Consider the following 21,716-nt stretch of genomic DNA (forward strand, 5'->3'; position numbering starts at 1 on the left):
ATCATGTCACAAAAACGTCTTTTTCTTCTAGATGCATTTGCCCTTATTTTTCGTGGATATTATGCTTTAATCAAAAATCCAAGAATTAACTCCAAAGGTCAAGACACCTCTGCAGTAATGGGTTTTGTAAACTCTTTATTTGATGTTATCAAAAGAGAAAATCCAGATCACCTAGCTGTAGCCTTTGACAAACAAGGAAGTAAAGATCGTTTAGAAATCTTTCCTGAATACAAAGCTAATCGTGATGAAACTCCAGAAGCCATTAAAATAGCAGTACCTATAATTCAGGAAATACTAAAAGCAATGCACATTCCTATTATCGAACGTGCAGGTGTAGAAGCCGATGATTTGATTGGAACAATTGCCAAACAAGCAGAAAAAGAAGGGTATCAAACTTACATGGTGACTCCAGATAAAGATTATGCCCAGCTAGTTTCTGAAAACATATTTATGTATCGCCCAGCCAGAATGGGTAATGGTATTGAAATTTGGGGGATTCCTGAAGTTCAAAAAAGATTTGAGGTAGAGCGCCCTGAGCAAGTAATTGATTACTTAGGCATGATGGGAGATGCCGTAGATAATATTCCAGGTCTTCCTGGAGTTGGAGATAAGACCGCCAAAAAATTTATCGCAGCATATGGGTCTATGGAAGGGCTTTTGGCAAATACAGATCAATTAAAAGGAAAAATGAAGGAAAAAGTAGAAGCTAATGCCGAGTTAGGTCTACTTTCTAAAAAATTAGCTACTATAATTCTTGACTGCGATGTTACTTTTAATGCAGAAGACTACGAGGTCTCAAAACCTGATATAAAAAAGGTGAGTTCTATTTTTGAAGAGCTTGAATTTAGACGATTAACAGACCAATTAGTTAAAATATTCTCAGAAGAAACCTCATCTACTGGAACAACGGGTAATAAAGAAGTTTCAAAAAAACAAACTTCCCAAGCCGGTGCTGGACAATTTTCTTTATTTGGAGATGCAGAACAACCTGGAGAAACAGCATCACATTCTAGTAGAAAAACAATTGCTAATACAGAGCATTTTTACCAAAGTATTGCCCCCGGGATGGCAATGAAGTTATTCTTGCAAAATTTACTTAAGCAAGAGAACGTCTGCTTTGATACCGAAACTACAGGACTCGATCCATTAACGGCAGAGCTAGTAGGAATTGCATTTTCATGGGAATCTGGCAAGGGATTCTATATTCCGTGTCCCGAGAATCGTGAAGAAACACAAGAACTCATCGAACAACTTAGACCATTCTTTGAAGCAGAAAACATTACAAAAATTGGACAAAATTTAAAATACGACATCAAGGTATTAGCAAAATACGATATCGAAGTAAAAGGCGTATTGTTTGATACCATGTTAGCCCATTACCTTATCAATCCAGATATGAGACATAATATGGATGTACTGGCTGAAACATACCTAAACTATAGTCCAGTTTCAATTACAGAACTTATAGGTAAAAAAGGTAAAAATCAACTTTCGTTCAGGCAAGTTCCTGTAGACAAACAAACAGAATATGCTGTAGAAGATGCAGATATTACTTTTCAATTAAAAGAACATTTTGCACCTGAATTAAAAGAAGCAAGTACCATTTCTTTATTCGAAGACATAGAAATCCCACTTTTACGTGTTTTAGCAGCTATGGAAGTCGAGGGTATTAATCTTGACAAAGAATTTTTACAATCGCTCTCAAACGATTTGGATAATGACATTAAAGACCTTGAACAAAAAATATATACTGAAGCAGGAGAAGAATTCAATATCGCTTCCCCTAAACAATTAGGTATTATTTTATTTGAAAAAATGAAATTGGTTGATAAACCTAAAAAAACTAAAACAGGTCAATACTCTACTGCAGAAGATGTATTATCATATTTAGCCAAAGATCATGAAATCATTCAGAATATATTAGATTTTAGAGGACTATCTAAATTAAAAAGTACTTATGTTGATGCACTGCCTAATCAAATTAATGAAAATACAGGACGTGTACATACAGATTATATGCAAACGGTTGCTGCCACAGGGCGACTAAGTTCTAACAATCCTAATTTACAAAATATCCCAATACGAACCGAACGAGGTAGACAAGTAAGAAAAGCATTTGTTCCTAGAAACGAGGAGTACACTTTATTAGCAGCAGATTATTCTCAGATAGAATTACGTATCATAGCGGCCTTAAGTGAAGAAGAAACTATGATCGAGGCCTTTAAAAACGGAGAAGATATTCATGCATCTACCGCTGCCAAAGTATTTAATGTTTCTCTTGATGAAGTTAGTAGAGAACAACGTAGCAATGCAAAGACGGTTAATTTTGGTATTATTTATGGAGTTTCTGCTTTTGGATTAAGTAATCAGACAAGTTTATCGCGTAGCGAAGCTAAAGAATTGATAGACACTTATTATAAAACCTATCCGAAGTTACGTAATTATATGAGCGAGCAAGTTGATTTTGCTCGAGAAAATGGCTATGTACAAACTGTTTTAGGCAGACGTAGATACCTTAAAGACATTAACTCTGCAAATGCAATAGTTCGTGGAGCAGCAGAGCGAAATGCTGTAAATGCTCCTATCCAAGGAAGTGCGGCGGATATTATAAAAATTGCCATGATTAACATTCACAACAAATTGAAAGAAGGCAATTATAAAACAAAAATGTTATTGCAAGTACATGATGAATTGGTTTTTGATGTCTACAAGCAAGAACTTGAAGTTATCAAAACTCTTATAAAAACAGAAATGGAAAACGCATACAAACTTGCTGTGCCACTAGATGTGGACTTAGGCCTAGGTAATAATTGGCTAGAAGCACATTAAAACAAAAATGTATTAAAATATGGTTTCAAAACTTCTAATGATTTATAGAAGTTTTGAAACCATATTTTTAATTTCTAATAGAGATAAATCACTTAATCTCTCACATTGACTCACAATTATTTGATTGCTCAAAATATATTTAAAAAATAAATAATCTATGGATTTACGCATTGGGATCAAATCTTCCATCCAATCCAAATGCACAAGGGAACTTCCTTTAATTTTTATGACATCTACAGGTCCCAAACAAACATAAAAAGCCCCTAGTTTTCTTCTGTTTTTACCCGCAATATTCCCATTCAGATTCGTACCCGCTACTAAATCATCTTTACAGTAATTGATTGACAATTTATTTAAAGGAGTTTTAAGAGTATTTGAGTTAAAAAAGTCACCTATATATTCTAATCCTGACTTAACAACCCAATCTTCTTCATGAGAAAAAACATGCTTCAACCCTTCTTCATATCTACTTTTTTTCTTTTTTAAATCAAAAATACTGTTTGACAATTCTGAATAAAACTCCTCAATAATTATAAAATATAGCACTAGTACTGTTTCAAAAAAGCTACTTTTATCACCTTCTCCAATAAAAATATTAGGTATAGATTTACTATAAGTTTGCTCTTTTACAATTTTTTTTACTCGGGTTAGCAAAACATATTTATTCAGCACCTTTTTTATTCTTCTTGGATTCTCAAATTTAAGCTCTTTAAAAAAATTGGTGATAGCTTCATCCCATTTTTGCTTTATTTCTTTATGCTCTATAGTTAGACTTGGAAAATAACACCTTACCAATTTCAAAATTTCATGATCCCTAGGCATAGAAAAAGAAATATCAAAAATCTTTTCTAAATACTCATCAGCTTTTAAAACCTCTCCGTATTTGGTTTTTACAGCTGCTCTTACTGCTTCCTTATCAATTCCAAAGAAAAAAATTGTTTTCTTGCCATAACTAAACAATAGCTTTATTGCTGACAAAAGATTCAAAACATTTTCGGGTTCACAACGATCAAGATCATCTATAAAAACAATATTATATTTAGGAGCATCTCTTTTTGTAACAAAATCTTCCCATCTAACAAACTCAGTTTTAAACTCTTCTTTAAGTTCTAAAAAAGACTTTTCTTTTTCACCCTCTAAAGCTTCGACTATTTGCTTACCATCTATACTTAAACCAGGAATCGACAATCTTATTGATTTGGTAAAACCTCTTAGAAGCTTCTCGGCTATATCTAAAATTTCTTCAGACACCTGTTCTTCAACTAATTTTGTCTTTTTAATTAAGTATTCTAGAAGTGATAAAGATAAATTCGAGTCACTTTCAAACTCCCAAGCTTCAAAAAAATAAGTATTAAAAGAAGTTTTTAGTTCTTTTTCAAGATACTTCATCAAGGTACTTTTACCACTTCCCCACTCGCCATATAATGCAAACATCTTGATTTCAGAAAAACCTTCTGTATTGGCTTCTAAAAAGATTTTAATCAAATTTGCCTTATCAATAATCCCTAGGTAATCTGTCTCGGCGGTAAGGTTTTTAATTGGTAGGTTTGATAAGAGTTTTGGCATAAAAAAAGAGTTTATCTAAAAATAAGAAAAACTCTTTTGTCTAATTATAGTAATCAAAATTATATTACAATTTCCTACATCTTACACAAGATTGATATCTTGCACCTTATTTATTGTTTTTGATACACAAGTTCTGCTTTCTTCTCTAAATCTCCGTCAAAAAATGTCCACTGATACGACACTTTAAGTTTATCCTCTGTTATTTCAAAAGTTTCGACTCCTTTCTCATCGCTTTTCAGCATTAACTTGTTATCTACAAACTCATAAGACCCATTATACCCATCACTTTGACAACTCACAGATAACTGCAAACCTGTATCTAAGTATCCAAATTTTCCATCTACATTATAAAATTCTGTTGGGCTCTCTAAAACAAGTTGAGTATTCTCATAACAGTCTGTTTCTAACATTTCATTTCTATTTGCTATCCCATCTCCATTTCCATCTGTTGGGTTTTCTACATTTACTTCAATCAATGTATAGGTAACTCTCTTGAAACTATCCCCTGCATCGTCATCGTTTGAACAAGACACTATTAATAATCCTAATGCTAAAATGCTTACTATTGTTTTTTTCATGGTTTAAATAATTTATTGTTATGATGGGTGTTTAACCAATCATTGTACCAATAAAATTAGATGAAGACATGTTAACTTTTAATTAACTTTTCTATATCATATTACCCTGATGCATTCATCATAAAATCTTACCACCACTTTCATCTTAAAGGATATTTTTTCCTACTTAAAGCCATTTTTTCCCTTTGACTTAATATTATTCTGATATAAGATGATATCTATATTTCTTTGTTATAGACAACACATCGAATAAGAATATCAAAACAAGAAAAAACTGTAGTCTTTAGAAACTACTAGTAGGTGATAGAGGCTTTCGTTTAGAATAATTAATTTTTATTTTTTTGACCCCAATACCTAAAACCCTGTTGATTAAAATAATAATCAGCGGGGTTTTTAATTTTTCTTACCAGAGCCCAAGCAAAACAATTACTCTACTTTGAGTACATAATTTAGATTATTATATCCAGTAGATGCATCCCATACATCTTTATTAGCCAATCTAATACTATACTCTGACCTTTTTGAGATTGTCTCATATTTATCTGCTAGATGAATAAAAACATCATAATCTCCAGGCACAGCTGCATCTGGTAAAGTAAAAGTTTCTTTTAAATTAACAGAAGAAAACCATTTACGAACATCTGTATTAAAGACAAACCTTAAAACATCATCAGAAGACTTATGCTTTAAAATCAAAATCACATTTCTGCCTCTTACTGGCGATGCATATCCAATATTTTCTAAATCTATTGAAATTTCAAAGCTATTTCCTAAAATAGCTTTGGTCGGAAACAGGGCTTCTTTTAAAACAAACCTATACCCTAGATTCTTTTTAATTTCTTCTATACATCCTCCATCAGTCCAATCATTATTGACTTCATTGTTATAATCTGCATTTAAAAATGTATAATGCAGTTCTCTTAAATCTGTATGTGCTATGCCAATTGGAGTACAATCATTCTGAGGACTATACCCATCATTACATGTTTCGCCACCAACAATAACATATTTACTATCTTCTTTAAAATACTTTTTTAAGTTATCTATATCAGTAACACTAGATGAGGATGAGTTTCCATAATCTGTATATGTACCAAAATCATCTGCACTAGCAAACAAACAATCATTATGAAAACCAATTCTTGCTTTATCATTATCAGTAAAAGCTTCTTCAATAACTAAAGCCTCTGCACTTGTTGGCGAACTTATACCATAGACATATCTTTGTTTCATCTGAAGGTAGCGAACCTGTATCATTAAATCATTTGGAGTCGCATCCAATAATGCTTTTAAAATAACGATTCTATCTTCCCAGTTCTTATCTATCAATTTTCCTTGCGTATCATTATTCGAAGCATCTCCAAAAAAATCGGTATAGTAATTTTCTCCCCAAGTTCCGATCAACCCCATTTGTAAACAATTAATAACATCTATATTATTGGTTATTACAGGTCCTATTTGAGCAATATGATTAAGAATAATATCTTTAGATGCATCTCCGTAAGGTGGGCAGATAAATCCAGCTGGGCATGGCCCCGAATTAGCCGTAATGGTATATGTAAACCTTGGTATTAATTTTACCCCTGCATTTCTTGCCGCAATAAAATCTTCTTCCATTTTCAACAAAAAATCACTAGAAATAGGCTTATCTACAAACTCGTCTAATACATAATACCTAAAAATTAATGTACTTATAGAATTATAATTTGCTCCTGAGGACATCGAAGGAGCTCTATATTCTTTTAGTTTATTTTCATTCAGCACTACATAGCTACTAGCTTTTGTTTCAGAATACCTGTAAAACCCTCTATCCGGATTCGGAAAATCAGAGTCATCCTCGAAATATGTGACTCGTACTTGATCTATAGTATCACTGTCCGGATCTTCTGCTATAGTCGAGTCACTGTTAGAACATCCTTTTAAGAAGATTATGGTAATCAAAAAAAGTAGTACACTTGCTTTTTTCATGATTTTAATTAAATGGTTATCATTTAGTAGTTAAAACTAAAACAGAAACCGTTTTATTGTCAACTGGTCTAAATTTAAATATCATGAAAACATATAACCATATGGTTAAGTTGATACCCATAAAGAAGTAAGACCATACAAGACCTTCCTAATAGATTATAAACAAATAATATTGTACTTAGTTTTCTAACACATCCTTGTAAAAGTCGTAATAATTAAGAAATGTTGGGATCACAGGTCCATTAAAAGGATTGGGGGCATTAAACAATACACAAATGGCAATTTTGTGATCAGGGTCTACCATTAATTGGGTTTTATATTGATTTACATTACCTCCATGATAGACAATTCGTCTTCCTCTATAATCTAATATTCTCCAGCCTTTTGCGTAGAATGAATCCGTAACACCATCCCATAAATTAACATAGGTGTCCTTATCGCTAGTACAGATTACCGGATTAAAAATTTCTTGAAGTCTTTCTTTAGAAATAATATCTGGTCGATATCCTAATAACACTTTAAGGTACTCTCCCATATCCGAAATTGATGCGTTAATACCACCAGCCGCAGCTACATTATAGTAATTTTTATGTAAGCGATCTAAGCTATATTTTTTTGAGTAATGATTATATGAATGTGGTAACGCAACATTAGTGTTACTTTTTATAGCAGCAAACGTGCTCGAAGCAGTATGCATTGATGCTGGCTCAAAAATTCGCTCTTTTAATAATAATTCAAAGGAAGTTCCTGTTTGTTTTTCCATTATTTTTTCAATGACAGAAAATATAGCATTTTGATACTCATAATTTACTCCTTCTCTAGCGACTACCCCTTTTCTTTTAAAGCGTCTTATTATCTGATCCAATGACAATCCTTGTTGTATAAGTCGAGTATATGTGTATGGATACAATCCTGTTGTGTGTGACAATACATGATTCACTTTAAGTCTACTAGCTTGCTCCTTGTTTCTTAGGTCAAATGTATTTAAAGACTCTTTAATGTACTGATTCCATTTTAACTCCTGCTGATCTACTAAATTACCTGCAAGCACAGCGGTTACACCTTTTGACAAGCTCGCAATTCGAAAAACAGAATTAACATCTACAGAATCTTGAGTGTGAATTTCTTTTACTCCAAATCCTTTTTTATAAACCACTGTAGAATCTTTAACAATTACAACAGCAGCACCAGGACATTCTGATACATTAAAATTAGTAGCAAAAAACTTCTCGTAATGTTCTAAAAACAGAGATAAAGAATCTTTTTTTGATACTACTGGAGTCTCTACTACAGTTACCGTTTTCTCTTTGGGAGCTGGAGCACTACATGATATTGCAAAAAAAACAAAGGATACTACATAAAAATACTTCATACACTAACACTATCTTAATTGTTGCAAAATACACTTAAAATAGTATGCATAAAAAGTTTTTCACTCACAAATACCTATAAACTAAGAAAAATAAATCCTCTCTATAAAACAAAACGATATGTAGCCTTTATTAGAAACGTGTTTTCGGGTTGCTGATCTAAAATTTGATTATTCAAACTCCTAAACAAATGATCATTGGAGTCTCCACTTCCTGTAACACCCTGCGACCAAACCAAAAATATTTCAGACCCAGGAATATACTCCCATCGCAATACCAAATTAGAACGAAACTGCACAAATGCAAAATCTGGATTATCAACAGTATAATCTACAGTACCATTTCTATCTTCATCTATACTATAGGTATCATCGGCAAAAGAGATTTGATTATTATCAAACAAGGTTACCCTTTCGGATAAATCTTTAGCTATTGGGTTATTTACAAAATTAAAATCCTTGTACCTACCTCTTGAAATAAAAGGTTGTCCATAATATTGTATGGTTAGATTAGGGTTAATATTATAATTTAACCGAATACTGGCACTTAACGTTTGTTGTTCTATATCTGCAGTTATATATCTTGGCGTACCATTAAAATCGGTTTCGGTTACATATTGTGTTTTATTAGGATTGATACTAAATTCTGGATTTAAAGACAGACTAAAAGCATCAAATGGCTGATAATTCAACCGTAATACATATCGTTTAAAAGAAAAGTTATTATCCCATGTCCAAGAATTCACATGCCCCATTACAAAGCTGAATTTTTTTCTTCGATCCGAACCAAAAAACAATACGGCTATATTTTCTTCTGAAAAACGAAAACGTGGTCCACCTCTTAAAATGGTATTGGTAAAAATTCTAGGTTTATGAATATACTCTCCTTCTGTCCACCAATTATTTATATAATTAATTTCACCCCTTACACTGTATTGAATACGATTATAATTGCCTTCAAAATCGTAAGTACTAAACTGATCAAAGCCAAGGTTAGCCCTTCTATACAATTTAGTTGGTTTCAAAAATAAATAACGCACATTAGCAAACTGCCTTATTTCATCTGCTTGACGTAAGAAACCAATATCATTTAACTCTAATTCTGGAGAACGCCAAAACATCCCTACATTGTAACGCCAATTACCACCTCCTGATTTTCCTCCTACGAGCTTCCCTCCTGTTCCGGTAAGTGAAGTTCTATTAGGGTCTACTTCGACATGATCAGCATCTACGCGATTAAATAGGTGTGTAAGTTCTTCTTGTGTATTTTCTATTGCTTCTTTTGACCCTTCTACACGACTTGTTACTATATTTCCTTCAACATAATACTTTCTATCTTTCCAATTATGTCTAAAATCTATACCCCCACTATAAGCCGATTTTCTAAGAAGATTTAAATTATTTTCTCTTGTTCCTGCAACTTCAATGGTTTCATCTGTATCTGGATTATCCTCGTCTATATCAAACGCATCTCCTAAGTTGCGATTAGTAGCGGTAAAAATACCTCCGATAAAAGAATTTCTATCATTGAAATCCTTTTGCACTCTACCAACAAAATAATTAGTTTGCGGCTCTACAATAGCCTCCCTTTCATTTCCATTTTCATCTTCAATCTTAGCTATTTCTCTAGAAGTTACACTCTCTAATATACCAATAGACCATCCATCCTTTGTTTTACCACTAAACTTAGCAGCACCTAAAATTGTTGTGTTTACAGGTCGATCTACAGATTCATTGTTTAATTCTGAAATACTACCTTGTGGGCTTCTACCAATTCTACGCGAGTAAAAAACATTATCCTGACCATTAGCAAAACGATAATCAAAAATGTTCTTATTCTCAACAAAAAATGGTCGTTGTTCTCTAAAAAATATCTGAAAACCATCAAGTGCAATCGCTGCAGGATCTGCTTCGACTTGACCAAAATCAGGATTTACTGTCAAATCCATTGTTAGGTCATTTGTAATTCCAATTTTTGCATCTAGGCCTCCATTAAGTTTAAAATCATCCCCATCTCTAAAAGGATTACCTTCTTCTTTAGGAAAAGTATCATATTGCACAACTCCAAAAGGCTGAATTTCTAGTTGTTTTTGTGGTTCTATATCTATTAACCCATGAAGTTCTCCAAATTCGCTAACCCAACCCGGTGCATCTTGAGGTACACGTTGCCATACGGATCGTTCTTCTTTTCTAAAAAGTCTCCTATTTACTTGCAAGCCCCATATTTGTTCTTTACTCTTTCCAAATTTTAATTGACTTAAAGGAATTTTAACTTCTGCGGTCCAACCTTTATCGTCTATATTTGTAGCAGCATACCAGATTGGATTCCAACTACTATCCCAATTATTTCCATTTCTAGAAATAAACTCATCACCTTTAACACCTGCGGCCGTAATGGTGAATGAAAACCCGGTTCGTTTGTCATGATAACTATCTAAATTCATCTCTACCCAATCCCCAGCAAAACCGTCGCGTCTAGACAATCTCTTTTCAATTTTATCTGGTTCTGTGTCAAAACAACGATAGGCTACATACAGGTATTTTTGATCATACAATATCTTAAACCTTGTTTCTTGACTTGGTGGTGTGTTTTCATCAGGTTCGTTTTCTACAAACCCTTCTCCCCAAGACACTAAATCCCAATTAGTTTCATTAATAATTCCATCTATAGTCGGTGGGGGAGTTCCATTTAGTGGTTTTGTTCTATAAATCTTTTTTTCGACAGCTTTAGTTGCTGTTGAATCTTGTGCAAAAACAAGAGGTGGAAATAAAAAAAGTACCCAAAAAAGGTGTAAAATTTTCATACTGATTATTCGTTTGATGATTGATATCCCTAATATGATATGAATTATCAACTTTTGTCACACTACATATTATTTTTTAATAAAAAATTAACAAGAAATGATGATTCTAAAGCAGAAAATAAACAATTACCTAACTACTTAAGCAATCTATCTGAAAACCAATAGATCCAACATTAAAAATAATATCAACTAGCGGTTTGCTATATAAATATATAATTGTACATTTGCACCCCTATTTTATATAGGAAAAGGAATGTTTAATAAGTAAAAATTAATTAGTGTGGACACATTAAGTTACAAAACAGTATCTGCAAACAAAGCTACCGTTACAAAAGAATGGTTGCATGTAGATGCTGAGGGACAGACTTTAGGACGTCTTTCTTCTGTAGTAGCGATACTATTAAGAGGTAAGCACAAACCTAGCTTTACCCCACACGTTGATTGCGGTGATAATGTTATCATTACCAATGCCGATAAAATCAACTTAACAGGAAAAAAGTGGACGGAAAAATCTTATATCCGTCACACAGGATATCCTGGAGGGCAAAGAAGTCTTACTGCTCAGGAATTGTATGACAAGAATCCAGAGCGTTTAATCGAAAAAGCGGTAAAAGGAATGCTACCTAAAAACAAATTAGGAGCGGCTTTATTTCGTAATCTAAAGGTTTATGCTGGCGCAGAACACAATCAAGATGCACAGCAGCCAAAAACTGTTAACTTAAAAGAATTTAAGTAATGGAAGTTATTCACAAAATTGGTCGTAGAAAAACGGCTGTAGCTAGAATTTATCTTAAAGATGGTTCTGGAAAAATTACGGTTAACAAAAAAGACCTTAATGAGTATTTCACTACTGCAACTTTACAATACAAAGTAAACCAACCATTAACTTTAACAAGTAATGAGGACAAATACGATGTAAATGTAAATGTATATGGTGGAGGAATTACTGGTCAAGCAGAAGCTGTTCGTTTAGCTATATCAAGAGCGGTATGCGAATTAGACGAAGAAAACAGATCTATCTTGAAACCAGAAGGTTTGTTAACCAGAGATCCAAGAATGGTAGAGCGTAAGAAATTCGGTCAGAAGAAAGCTCGTAAGAAATTCCAGTTCTCTAAACGTTAATTTATTAAAACAGTATTTGTTGTTATCCCCTGTAAGGGAGTTAGTTTAGCATCTAAATGCACAAGGCCATACGTTAAAGTAGCCACTTGTACATTGCTAATTCAACAGAACGTAAACTATTACAAAAAATGGCAAACAATATCGAAGTAAAAGAATTACTTGATGCAGGTGTACACTTTGGACACCTTACAAGAAGATGGGATCCCAATATGGCACCATATATTTATATGGAGCGTAATGGTATTCACATCATTAACTTATATAAGACTGCTGCAAAAATTGATGAAGCTAGTGAAGCTTTGAAAAAGATCGCAGCATCAGGCAGAAAAATCCTTTTTGTCGCAACCAAAAAACAAGCTAAAGAAATCGTAGCCGAAAAGGCAAGCAAAGCAAATCAGCCATATATTACTGAAAGATGGCCTGGTGGAATGCTTACTAACTTTGTTACTATCCGTAAAGCCGTTAAGAAAATGGCCGCTATTGATAGAATGAAGAAAGACGGTACTTTTAACACACTATCTAAGAAAGAACGCCTTCAAGTAGATCGTTTAAGAGCTAAATTAGAAAAGAACCTTGGTTCTATTTCTGACATGACTCGTCTACCTGGAGCTTTATTTGTTGTAGATATTACTCGCGAGCACATCGCAGTAAAAGAAGCTCAGAAATTAAACATTCCTATTTTTGCAATGGTAGATACTAACTCTGACCCACGTCAAGTAGACTATCTAATCCCTGCAAATGATGATGCTTCTAAATCAATCGATAAAGTAATGACTTATGTTAGTGATGCTATTATTGAAGGGTTAAGCGAAAGAAAAGCTTCTAAAGAAGCTCCTAAAAAGGATGCTCCTGCAAAAGCTAAAGCTGAAAAACCAGCACCAGCACCAGCAGCTGTGGCTACTGAAGCAGCACCTGCTCCTGCAGTGACTGAAGAAGTTGCAAAGCAAGAAGAAGAATAAACAGATTGACAAGCTAACAATCTTTTTAAAATTCGAAGTTGAGTTTTAATTTTAATTAAGCTTAACTTTAATATAAAATCGATGAGTCGTTTGGTTATTTACTTTTGCAGTACTTACTAAACGACTTATTTTTTTAAACACAAAATAATTAAATATTTAAAGATATGGCAAAGATTACAGCCGCAGAAGTAAATAAATTAAGAAAAGCTACAGGTGCCGGAATGATGGATTGTAAAAAAGCACTTGTAGAAGCTGACGGAGATTTTGATAAAGCTATCAAAATTCTTAGAGAAAAAGGACAAAAAATTGCAGACAAAAGAGCCGACAGAGATTCTTCTGAAGGTGCAGTTATCGCAAAAGTTAACGAATCTAAAAACAAAGGAGTTATTGTATCTCTTAACTGTGAAACAGATTTCGTTGGAAAAAATGACTCATTTGTTTCTCTAGCAAAAGAATTAGCTGAACTTGCTCTTAACACGAATACAAAAGATGAATTTTTGGCTGCAGACTTTAATGGCATGACTGTTCAGGAAAAACTTACTGAACAAACAGGTGTTATCGGAGAAAAAATTGAAATTGGAGATTTCAAAGTACTAGAAGCTCCTTTCGTTGGCGCCTATGTTCACGGTAATAAAATTGGTGCCCTAACTGGTTTATCTACAGCTATAGATAGTGCAGAAACTCTTGCCAAAGATATTTCTATGCAAGTTGCCTCTATGGGTGCTACTACATTATCATACAAAGATTTTGATCCAGAATATGTTGCTTCTGAAACACAAGCAAGAATTGCTGCCATTGAAAAAGAAAATATCGAATTAGGAAGGTTAGGAAAAACTTTAAAAAATGTTCCTCAATTTATTTCTAGAGCACAATTAACAGATGATGTTATTGCTAAAGCTGAAGAAAGATTAAAAGAAGAACTTAAAGCTGAAGGAAAACCTGAACAAATTTGGGATAGAATTCTTCCTGGTAAGTTAGAAAGATTTATTTCTGACAACACAACTTTAGATCAAGAACAATGTCTTCTTGACCAAAATTTCATTAAAGATGAAAAGAAAAGCGTTGCTGATTATGTTCAGTCATTAGGTGATGTTGCTGTTGTTAGTTTCGAAAGAGTATCTTTAGGATAAACAACACTATAAATATTTTGCCTTGTGCAAGAAACAAAAACCGCTTCTATAAAAATAGAAGCGGTTTTTTCTTCTTCATTTTTCAAAATATTTCTTCAATAATATTTACAACAACACTTCGCCTTAAATTGCTTCAAGGTTTTGCCCCCAAATAAAGACTAACTCCCCAATCAGTCAATTCTGATGTTAAAACACTATATTAAAAACACTTATCATCCCCCTCATTTTTTTTGTTTTCCTCAGGACAAACCTATGACATAAATCAAAGCCAATCAACAAAAACACTAGGGGAAAAAAACCCATTTTAAAAGGGGGATTTTAATATCACAAAAAGTCCCTAGAATCCGAAAAAAAATCCATTTCCCTTCAAATTCATTTAAAGTATTTTCTAAATTAAGAATATCATTATATTTGCACCATAGTTAAACCTCACGATGAAATACAAAAGAATATTACTTAAATTATCTGGTGAAGCCTTAATGGGTGATCGCCAATATGGTATAGACCCAAAAAGATTGGCCGAGTATGCCCATGAAATCAAACAAATCACTAACGAAAACGTGCAAGTCGCTATTGTTATAGGAGGAGGTAATATTTTTAGAGGTGTTGCTGGGGCTAGTAAAGGAATGGATCGAGTGCAAGCAGATCACATGGGAATGTTAGCAACAGTAATCAATGGATTAGCATTACAAAGCGCACTTGAAGATGCAGAAATACCAACTCGTTTACAATCGGCAGTAAAGATTAATGAAGTTGCTGAGCCTTTTATAAGAAGAAGAGCAATGCGCCATTTAGAAAAAGGTCGTGTTGTTATTTTTGGAGGAGGAACAGGAAATCCATATTTTACAACTGACTCTGCTGCAGTATTAAGAGCTATAGAAATTAATGCTGATGTAATACTTAAAGGAACTAGAGTAGATGGAATTTATACTTCTGATCCCGAAAAAAATGCAGATGCCACAAAATTTGATTTTATTTCATTTGATGATGTTTTGCGTAAAGGTTTAAAAGTCATGGATACTACAGCCTTTACATTAAGTCAAGAAAATGAATTACCAATAGTAGTTTTTGATATGAACAAGGCTGGCAACTTACTTAAAGTAGTTTCTGGTGAAGCTATTGGAACTCAAGTAAATTTATAGATCAGTCCAAAGAAAAGTAATACAAAATGAACGAAGAAATAGATTTTATTGTAGATTCTACCAAAGAAGCTATGCAAGCTGCAATTGCTCATTTAGAAAAAAAATTACTTAACATTAGAGCTGGTAAAGCTTCTCCTGCAATGTTAGGTGGTGTAATGGTTCAATATTACGGAGCCCCTACTCCGTTAAATCAAGTAGGTAACGTAAGTACACCCGATGCAAGAACCATAACTATTCAACCTTTCGAAAAATCTCTTATTCAAGAAATAGAAAAAGGAATTCTAGTGGCTAATCTAGGTTTTAACCCTATGAATAATGGAGAAAGTGTTATCATTAGCGTACCTCCTCTTACCGAGGAAAGACGTAGAGATTTAGCAAAACAAGCTAAAGCCGAAGCTGAAGATTCTAAAGTCGGTGTGCGTAACGATCGCAAAAACGCTAATAATGATATTAAAAAACTAGAAAAAGATGGTCTATCCGAGGATATGGCAAAAAATGCTGAGCTCGATATTCAACAATTAACAGATAATTACATCAAAAAAATTGATGAAATGTTAGCTCTGAAAGAAAAAGAAATAATGACAGTTTAGTATTTTTATACACCAAAATTATATATCCAAGCGTTTTCAATATGAAAACGCTTTTTTTGTATCTTCGTTTCTTGAATCTGATCACTATAATGCGAAACAAATTATTTTGTTTATTACTTTTTTCTCAATTTGTTTTACTATCTCAAGTTAACATAACGGGCATTGTAATTGACGCAAGCTCATCCCAGCCCCTACCTTTTGCTTCTATAACAACTGAAGTTTCCTCATACGCACTAACCTCGGTTAATGGTGAGTTCACTATACGATGCGAAAATCATCCCGTACATCTAACGATAAGTTACCTAGGTTATGAAACGAAAAAACTAACAATACAATCTAAAAGTGCCGATAAAATAGAGATTAGGCTTCATCCTAAAGAAGAAAATCTATCTACGGTAAAAATTGCAGTTGCAGAAAATATAGCTTCTAAAGTGATCAAAAAAGCTATCCGAAGAAAAAATCAAAACAACCCCAAAAAGGCCTTAAAAAGTTTTAGCTATAGTAGTTATAATAAGTTCAAGATTACAGAAGATAATCAGGCTACAATAGAAACCCAAGACACAACAAATGTTGAGATAGAACAATTGCTAAATAAATCTCACTCTTTCTTATCAGAAAAAGTAAGCCAACATCAATACACCAGAAAATCAAAAGGAAAAGAAACTGTTCTAGCAACTAGAATGACGGGGTTTGAAGAGCCTATATATAATGTACTTGGGATAAAAATACAATCAAATTCACTATACGAAGAAGATTACACCATTTTTAACGAGAAATACATCGGTCCACTATCTAACCGAGCTCTTAAAAATTATTATTATAAAATTCTCGACACCGTTCAAAGCAAAAGACCTTCTTTAGTCGTCCTTTTTCAACCTAGAAAGTCTAAAAAAATTGCAAGCCTAGAAGGTGTATTATATCTAGATATAGAGACATTAGCAATACAGAAGGCTATCTTAGAATTAAGAGGTGAGCTAGATGTAATGGCAACTCACAATTTTAAGTATTTCGATTCTCAAAATAGTTGGTTTCCTATTGATCAGGAAATATCTATTCGACCAGGAAAAGGCAGACAAAAAGTAAGCCTTTTTGGAGGTCGCATTTCTGTAGGTCGTTTAGGTAATGACAAAAGAAGTTTTACCGGAAACAATGACTTTTTGCTTTCTAAAACAGATTTATTCGACATTCGTTTAAATGATCGACAAAACGTAAAACTACAAGATGCCTCTATTAAAGTTGACCCCGAAGCCAATAATAGATCAGAAGAATACTGGAATAAATACAGAACGAGTGGTATTACAGAAAAAGACATCAATTCTTTCCCCATTGTTGATAGTATTGTTAAAGCTCAAAATATAGAAAGAAGAATTGATGTTATACAAAGTTTTAATATCGGATATTATCCTGTTGGTTTCTTTGATTTTGATCTTACCTACCCTATTAAATATAATAATTTTGAAGGTTTACGATTAGGTCTTGGTGGATTAACTAACAAGAAATTCTCAAAGCGTTTCCGATTAGAAGGTTACGCAGTTTATGGTTTTAGAGATAAAAAATCAAAATTCGGTATTGGTGGTGGTGTCTTATTAAACAAAAACTCAAGCTCCTGGTTAAATCTAAATTATACAGACGACCTTAAAGAAGTAGGTAGTTTTTTATACCTCACCGATAGACGAGTCTATTCATTATTCGAACCCCGATTAGTAAATATTGATTTTTACTATAAGCATAGAACTTGGAGAACAAGTTTACAACATCAAATTTTTCCTAGACTCTTATCCGAAACTGAATTTTCTGTTAGCAATATTGATCAAACAGGAGGATACCAATTTCTTAATAATGGAAATTTATTTTCTTCATATAAAACTGCAGAAGCTACAATTGCTTTACGATGGAGTCCTTTTAGCAAGTTTTTAAAAACACCCAACGGTATTAAAGAAATTCACGACGGATACCCAAAAGTAACTGCTCAGTACACTCAAGGTATTAAAGGTATTTTTGACAGTGATTTTACTTACGGAAAAATAGGAGTTAAAGCTCAATATGTGATTACAAGAATCAATCAATCTAGAACCAGTGTCTTATTTGAAGCTGATCTAGCAACTGGAGACGTTCCACTAACCCATTTGTATCATGCATTCCCTAATGCTCCAACAAAAGAAACTGTTTTACAACGATTCTCTGTAGCCGGCAGAAGAACCTTTGAAACTATGTTTTTTGGAGAATTCTTTAGTGATCGCCTTGCTACCTTGCAAATAAATCACAGAATTAGACCTTTGAAAATTGCAAATTGGTTAAAACCCGAATTAGTTTTCATTACGCGATACGCAATTGGAGATGTTAGTAATCCAGAAAATCATCAAGGAGTGGGCTTTGACTCACTACAACAAATTTATCAAGAATCAGGTTTTGAAATCAATAAATTATTTGCTGGATTTGGATTAAGCTTTGCATACAGATATGGTGCATATCACCTACCTAGATTTGAAGATAACATTTCTTTTAAGTTTACTTTTTATCTAAAACTTTAAAGCATTATATAATTATTAATTTTCTTGCTATAATTCGCAAATAATAAACCTTCAAATTCTTACATTTGCATCAGGCAAATAAAGAATGGCAAAATTATTCAGTTTCGGGTTTTGGAATGCACTGGCTGGAGTTATACTTCGAAATAGAGCTATAATATTCCTAACAATAGTAGGGATTACAATTTTTATGGGTTTTCAATGGAAAAATATGAAATTTTCCCATTCGGAGGCCAATTTACTTCCTGATGATCATGAGATCAATATCAAGTATCAAAACTTCCTGCAAAAGTTTGGAGAAGAAGGCAACCTTATTGTAATGGCAGTAAAAGACAGTAGTCTTTTTACTCCGACAAAACTAAAAGCTTGGAACGATTTTAATAATTCTTTTAAAAAATACGAAGAAATTGATCTTGTCGTGTCTATCGCTGATCTTAAAAAGTTAATCAAAAAAGACAACCCCCAAAGGTTTGAATTAGTTGATTTTATTAAAGATTCTACATATACTGATGAGAAAGTTGCCGCCTACGAATCTGAGTTGTTTACTAAACTTCCTTTTTATGAAGGGCTCGTTTACAGCAAAAACTCTAAGACTATACAAAGCGCAATTTATCTTAAAAAAGATATTGTAAATACTAAAGCCAGAAAATTATTTATTGAAAATGTTTTAAATCCTGCTGTACAGGAATTCGAAGCAAAATATGAAATGGATGTTAAGGTATCTGGTATGCCATATATTAGAACCATGAATTCTCAGAACATCATGGATGAAATTTCTGTTTTTATACTTGCCGCTTTACTTGTAACCTCGTTAATCTTCTTTTTCTTTTTTAGGTCATTTAGAGCGACTTTTATATCTATGACTGCGGTTATTATTGGAGTAATGTGGGCTTTTGGAATCTTAGGTATTTTAGAATATGAAATAACCGTTCTTACTGCTATAATACCTCCTTTGGTAATCGTTATTGGAATTCCGAATTGTATCTTTTTAATTAATAAGTATCAACAAGAGATTAAAAAGCATGGTAATAAGGCTAAATCATTACAACGTGTAATAACAAAAGTTGGTAATGCTACTCTTATGACTAATGTTACTACTGCGTCGGGATTTGCAACTTTCGCTTTGACAGAAAGTAAGCTACTCAAAGAGTTTGGTATTGTGGCTTCGCTAAATATAATAGCGTTATTTATACTGTGTTTACTAGTCATTACTATTATATATAGTTACATGCCACAACCTAAAGAAAGACATCTTAAACACTTAGGAAAAGGCTGGATAGAGAAGTTAATCGACTGGATGGAAAATATGGTAAGAAATAGACGAATTACCATCTATTTTTCATCTGTAATAATTTTAATAGTAAGCATCATTGGTATTTACACTATTAAAGTTTCTGGTAGTTTATTAGAAGATATGCCCAAAGCTGCTGGGTTTTATAAAGACATAACGTTTTTTGAAAAAGAATTCGATGGTATTATGCCATTAGAAATATTAATAGATACTAAACGTAAACAAGGCGTTTTAAAGCTTTCTACTTTAAAACGAATGGAAAAATTGCAGGAATTATTAGAAGAAAATCCGCAACTATCAAAACCTATATCCATTGTAAGTTTAGTTAAATACTCCAAACAAGCATTCTATAATGGTAATCCCAAATATTATCAGATACCAACAAGTCAGGAACGAAACTTTATATTACCCTATGCTAAAAGTTTTGAATCAGACTCAGGAATTATGAAAAGTTATGTAGATTCTACAGGCCAATATGCCAGAATCACAACTTTCATGAAAGATGTTGGAACAGAAGAAATGGATAGAATTGAAGCAAGTCTAGCTCCAAAACTAGAAAAAATATTTCCCAAAGAGCGTTACGATGTATCATTTACAGGAAAAGCTCTTATTTTCCAAAAAGGAACAAAGTACCTGGTGTGGAATCTTACTTTTTCTTTAGGCCTTGCAGTTATACTTATTGCAATATTTATGGCTTGGATGTTTAGGTCCTGGAAAATGATAGTAATCTCCTTAATACCAAATTTACTACCTCTACTAATGACCGCAGGACTTATGGGATATCTTGGAGTACCTATAAAACCTTCGACTATTTTAGTGTTTAGTATTGCCTTTGGTATTTCTGTAGATGATACGATACATTTTTTAGCTAAATATCGACAAGAATTAAAATCAAATCACTGGAGAATTAGAAAATCAGTTTTTGCATCACTTAGAGAAACAGGCGTAAGTATGTTTTACACATCTACGGTATTATTCTTTGGTTTTTCTGTATTTATGATTTCTAGTTTTGGTGGAACGAAAGCCTTAGGAGGTTTAGTTTCTACTACTCTTTTATTTGCAATGTTGGCTAACCTATTATTATTACCTTCTTTATTACTGTCTTTAGAACGCAGTATTGCCAACAAAAAAACACTAAAAGAACCTACTTTAAAAATTATTCCGAACGAAGAAGAACTAGAAGAATCTGAACAAGAGGAAGAATAGCGGATAATACACTACAGAACAAATTCAACACTTCCCTTTAATTTATTTAAAGTTATCTTTTCAAAATAAAAAAAGCCCCGTTAAAATTAACGGGACTTCTGTAAGATAGATTACCCCAAAACCTATCGAACTAAACTTAACGTAAACACAATCGTCATAATTGCATATGCAAGATACTGCCCCTTTTTGTATTTTAAAATAGCCCTAGGGGGGGAAAAATCCCCTTTTTCAGAATTTAACTGAAATTTTAACATTTCTTACATTTAAAAAAAACGCTTAAAATCAGTTTAATTACTTGATTTGCAGTATTTTAATTGTTTCAAAGAAAATAAAAACATGTAAGATTTTATCGAAAAAAACTTTCTAAAATATGGTTTACCACCCACCAAAAGACGGTATTTACGGTTTTCCTCATTGAACCCTATTCCAAAAAAACGTCAGATTCTAAAATTTCACTTGTTTATATATTACGTCAAACAAAAAGGATACCAAACTATCCCTATATAAAAAATTCGCTATAAATTTTTGAATTCATAAGATTATGATTCTATCAGATTAAAAAATTATCTTTGCTACCTCAAATTTTATACATCGCTTAGAATTATAATTAAATTTAAGCGTCTCGTATAGAATT

General features: G+C 32.9%; 14 protein-coding genes. 9 read left to right on the forward strand and 5 right to left on the reverse strand.

Translation table 11 applies throughout. From position 1 onward, the window contains the following. Entirely contained in the window at positions 1-2,829 is a 2,829-nt protein-coding gene (gene polA, locus D1816_RS13035) for a DNA polymerase I (protein WP_118503360.1), read from the forward strand. Between the two features lie 42 nt (positions 2,830-2,871). Here the strand turns inward: polA and D1816_RS13040 are convergent, their stop codons facing one another. The 5 genes from D1816_RS13040 to D1816_RS13060 all read right to left on the reverse strand — a co-directional run bounded on the left by D1816_RS13040 (position 2,872) and on the right by D1816_RS13060 (position 11,114). Further along, positions 2,872-4,395, reverse strand: coding sequence for a P-loop NTPase fold protein (locus tag D1816_RS13040; protein ID WP_118503362.1), 1,524 nt, complete (start codon positions 4,393-4,395; stop codon positions 2,872-2,874). Between the two features lie 110 nt (positions 4,396-4,505). Then, positions 4,506-4,973 (reverse strand): hypothetical protein, encoded by a 468-nt coding sequence (locus D1816_RS13045; RefSeq protein WP_118503364.1) that lies wholly within the window; start codon positions 4,971-4,973, stop codon positions 4,506-4,508. Positions 4,974-5,399: 426 nt separating this feature from the next. Continuing rightward, positions 5,400-6,941: a DUF4832 domain-containing protein gene (locus D1816_RS13050; protein WP_118503366.1), complete on the reverse strand. Its 1,542-nt coding sequence runs from the start codon at positions 6,939-6,941 to the stop codon at positions 5,400-5,402. A 178-nt stretch (positions 6,942-7,119) separates the two neighbouring features. Beyond that, complete coding sequence (locus D1816_RS13055) at positions 7,120-8,313, reverse strand: serine hydrolase (RefSeq protein ID WP_118503368.1); 1,194 nt, start codon at positions 8,311-8,313, stop codon at positions 7,120-7,122. A 101-nt stretch (positions 8,314-8,414) separates the two neighbouring features. Further along, positions 8,415-11,114 carry a DUF5916 domain-containing protein gene (locus D1816_RS13060; RefSeq protein ID WP_066317421.1) on the reverse strand — a complete coding sequence of 900 codons (2,700 nt, stop codon included), beginning with the start codon at positions 11,112-11,114 and terminating at the stop codon, positions 8,415-8,417. A 280-nt stretch (positions 11,115-11,394) separates the two neighbouring features. Between D1816_RS13060 and rplM the strand changes: the two genes are divergently transcribed. The 8 genes from rplM to D1816_RS13100 all read left to right on the forward strand — a co-directional run bounded on the left by rplM (position 11,395) and on the right by D1816_RS13100 (position 21,082). Beyond that, positions 11,395-11,850 carry a 50S ribosomal protein L13 gene (gene rplM / locus D1816_RS13065; RefSeq protein ID WP_066317423.1) on the forward strand — a complete coding sequence of 152 codons (456 nt, stop codon included), beginning with the start codon at positions 11,395-11,397 and terminating at the stop codon, positions 11,848-11,850. Next, positions 11,850-12,236, forward strand: a complete 387-nt coding sequence (gene rpsI / locus D1816_RS13070; RefSeq protein WP_066317425.1) for a 30S ribosomal protein S9 — start codon at positions 11,850-11,852, stop codon at positions 12,234-12,236. Before rplM ends, rpsI begins: the two co-directional genes overlap by 1 nt. A 128-nt stretch (positions 12,237-12,364) precedes the next feature. Then, on the forward strand, positions 12,365-13,195 hold the full coding sequence (gene rpsB / locus D1816_RS13075; protein WP_118503370.1) for a 30S ribosomal protein S2: 831 nt from the start codon (positions 12,365-12,367) through the stop codon (positions 13,193-13,195). A 164-nt stretch (positions 13,196-13,359) separates the two neighbouring features. Beyond that, positions 13,360-14,325 carry a translation elongation factor Ts gene (tsf, locus tag D1816_RS13080; RefSeq protein ID WP_066317429.1) on the forward strand — a complete coding sequence of 322 codons (966 nt, stop codon included), beginning with the start codon at positions 13,360-13,362 and terminating at the stop codon, positions 14,323-14,325. A gap of 434 nt (positions 14,326-14,759) precedes the next feature. Further along, positions 14,760-15,467: a UMP kinase gene (gene pyrH, locus D1816_RS13085; RefSeq protein WP_066317431.1), complete on the forward strand. Its 708-nt coding sequence runs from the start codon at positions 14,760-14,762 to the stop codon at positions 15,465-15,467. A gap of 26 nt (positions 15,468-15,493) precedes the next feature. Beyond that, complete coding sequence (frr, locus tag D1816_RS13090; protein WP_066317434.1) at positions 15,494-16,057, forward strand: ribosome recycling factor; 564 nt, start codon at positions 15,494-15,496, stop codon at positions 16,055-16,057. Between the two features lie 41 nt (positions 16,058-16,098). Further along, a complete protein-coding gene (locus tag D1816_RS13095; RefSeq protein WP_118503372.1) occupies positions 16,099-18,588 on the forward strand; it encodes a DUF5686 family protein in 2,490 nt (829 codons plus the stop codon). 85 nt (positions 18,589-18,673) lie between these two features. Continuing rightward, on the forward strand, positions 18,674-21,082 hold the full coding sequence (locus D1816_RS13100; RefSeq protein ID WP_066317438.1) for an RND family transporter: 2,409 nt from the start codon (positions 18,674-18,676) through the stop codon (positions 21,080-21,082). Positions 21,083-21,716 lie beyond the last annotated feature (634 nt).

Source organism: Aquimarina sp. AD10, assembly GCF_003443715.1.
GTDB classification, from domain to species: domain Bacteria; phylum Bacteroidota; class Bacteroidia; order Flavobacteriales; family Flavobacteriaceae; genus Aquimarina; species Aquimarina aggregata.

What these genes read in the sequence shown, in the direction of transcription:
- D1816_RS13040 (WP_118503362.1), bottom strand. Translation starts at nt 4,395, where the DNA reads ATGCCAAAACTCTTATCAAACCTACCAATTAAAAACCTTACCGCCGAG.
- D1816_RS13045 (WP_118503364.1), bottom strand. Translation starts at nt 4,973, where the DNA reads ATGAAAAAAACAATAGTAAGCATTTTAGCATTAGGATTATTAATAGTG.
- D1816_RS13050 (WP_118503366.1), bottom strand. Translation starts at nt 6,941, where the DNA reads ATGAAAAAAGCAAGTGTACTACTTTTTTTGATTACCATAATCTTCTTA.
- D1816_RS13055 (WP_118503368.1), bottom strand. Translation starts at nt 8,313, where the DNA reads ATGAAGTATTTTTATGTAGTATCCTTTGTTTTTTTTGCAATATCATGT.
- D1816_RS13060 (WP_066317421.1), bottom strand. Translation starts at nt 11,114, where the DNA reads ATGAAAATTTTACACCTTTTTTGGGTACTTTTTTTATTTCCACCTCTT.
- rpsI (WP_066317425.1), top strand. Translation starts at nt 11,850, where the DNA reads ATGGAAGTTATTCACAAAATTGGTCGTAGAAAAACGGCTGTAGCTAGA.
- rpsB (WP_118503370.1), top strand. Translation starts at nt 12,365, where the DNA reads ATGGCAAACAATATCGAAGTAAAAGAATTACTTGATGCAGGTGTACAC.
- tsf (WP_066317429.1), top strand. Translation starts at nt 13,360, where the DNA reads ATGGCAAAGATTACAGCCGCAGAAGTAAATAAATTAAGAAAAGCTACA.
- pyrH (WP_066317431.1), top strand. Translation starts at nt 14,760, where the DNA reads ATGAAATACAAAAGAATATTACTTAAATTATCTGGTGAAGCCTTAATG.
- frr (WP_066317434.1), top strand. Translation starts at nt 15,494, where the DNA reads ATGAACGAAGAAATAGATTTTATTGTAGATTCTACCAAAGAAGCTATG.
- D1816_RS13095 (WP_118503372.1), top strand. Translation starts at nt 16,099, where the DNA reads ATGAAAACGCTTTTTTTGTATCTTCGTTTCTTGAATCTGATCACTATA.
- D1816_RS13100 (WP_066317438.1), top strand. Translation starts at nt 18,674, where the DNA reads ATGGCAAAATTATTCAGTTTCGGGTTTTGGAATGCACTGGCTGGAGTT.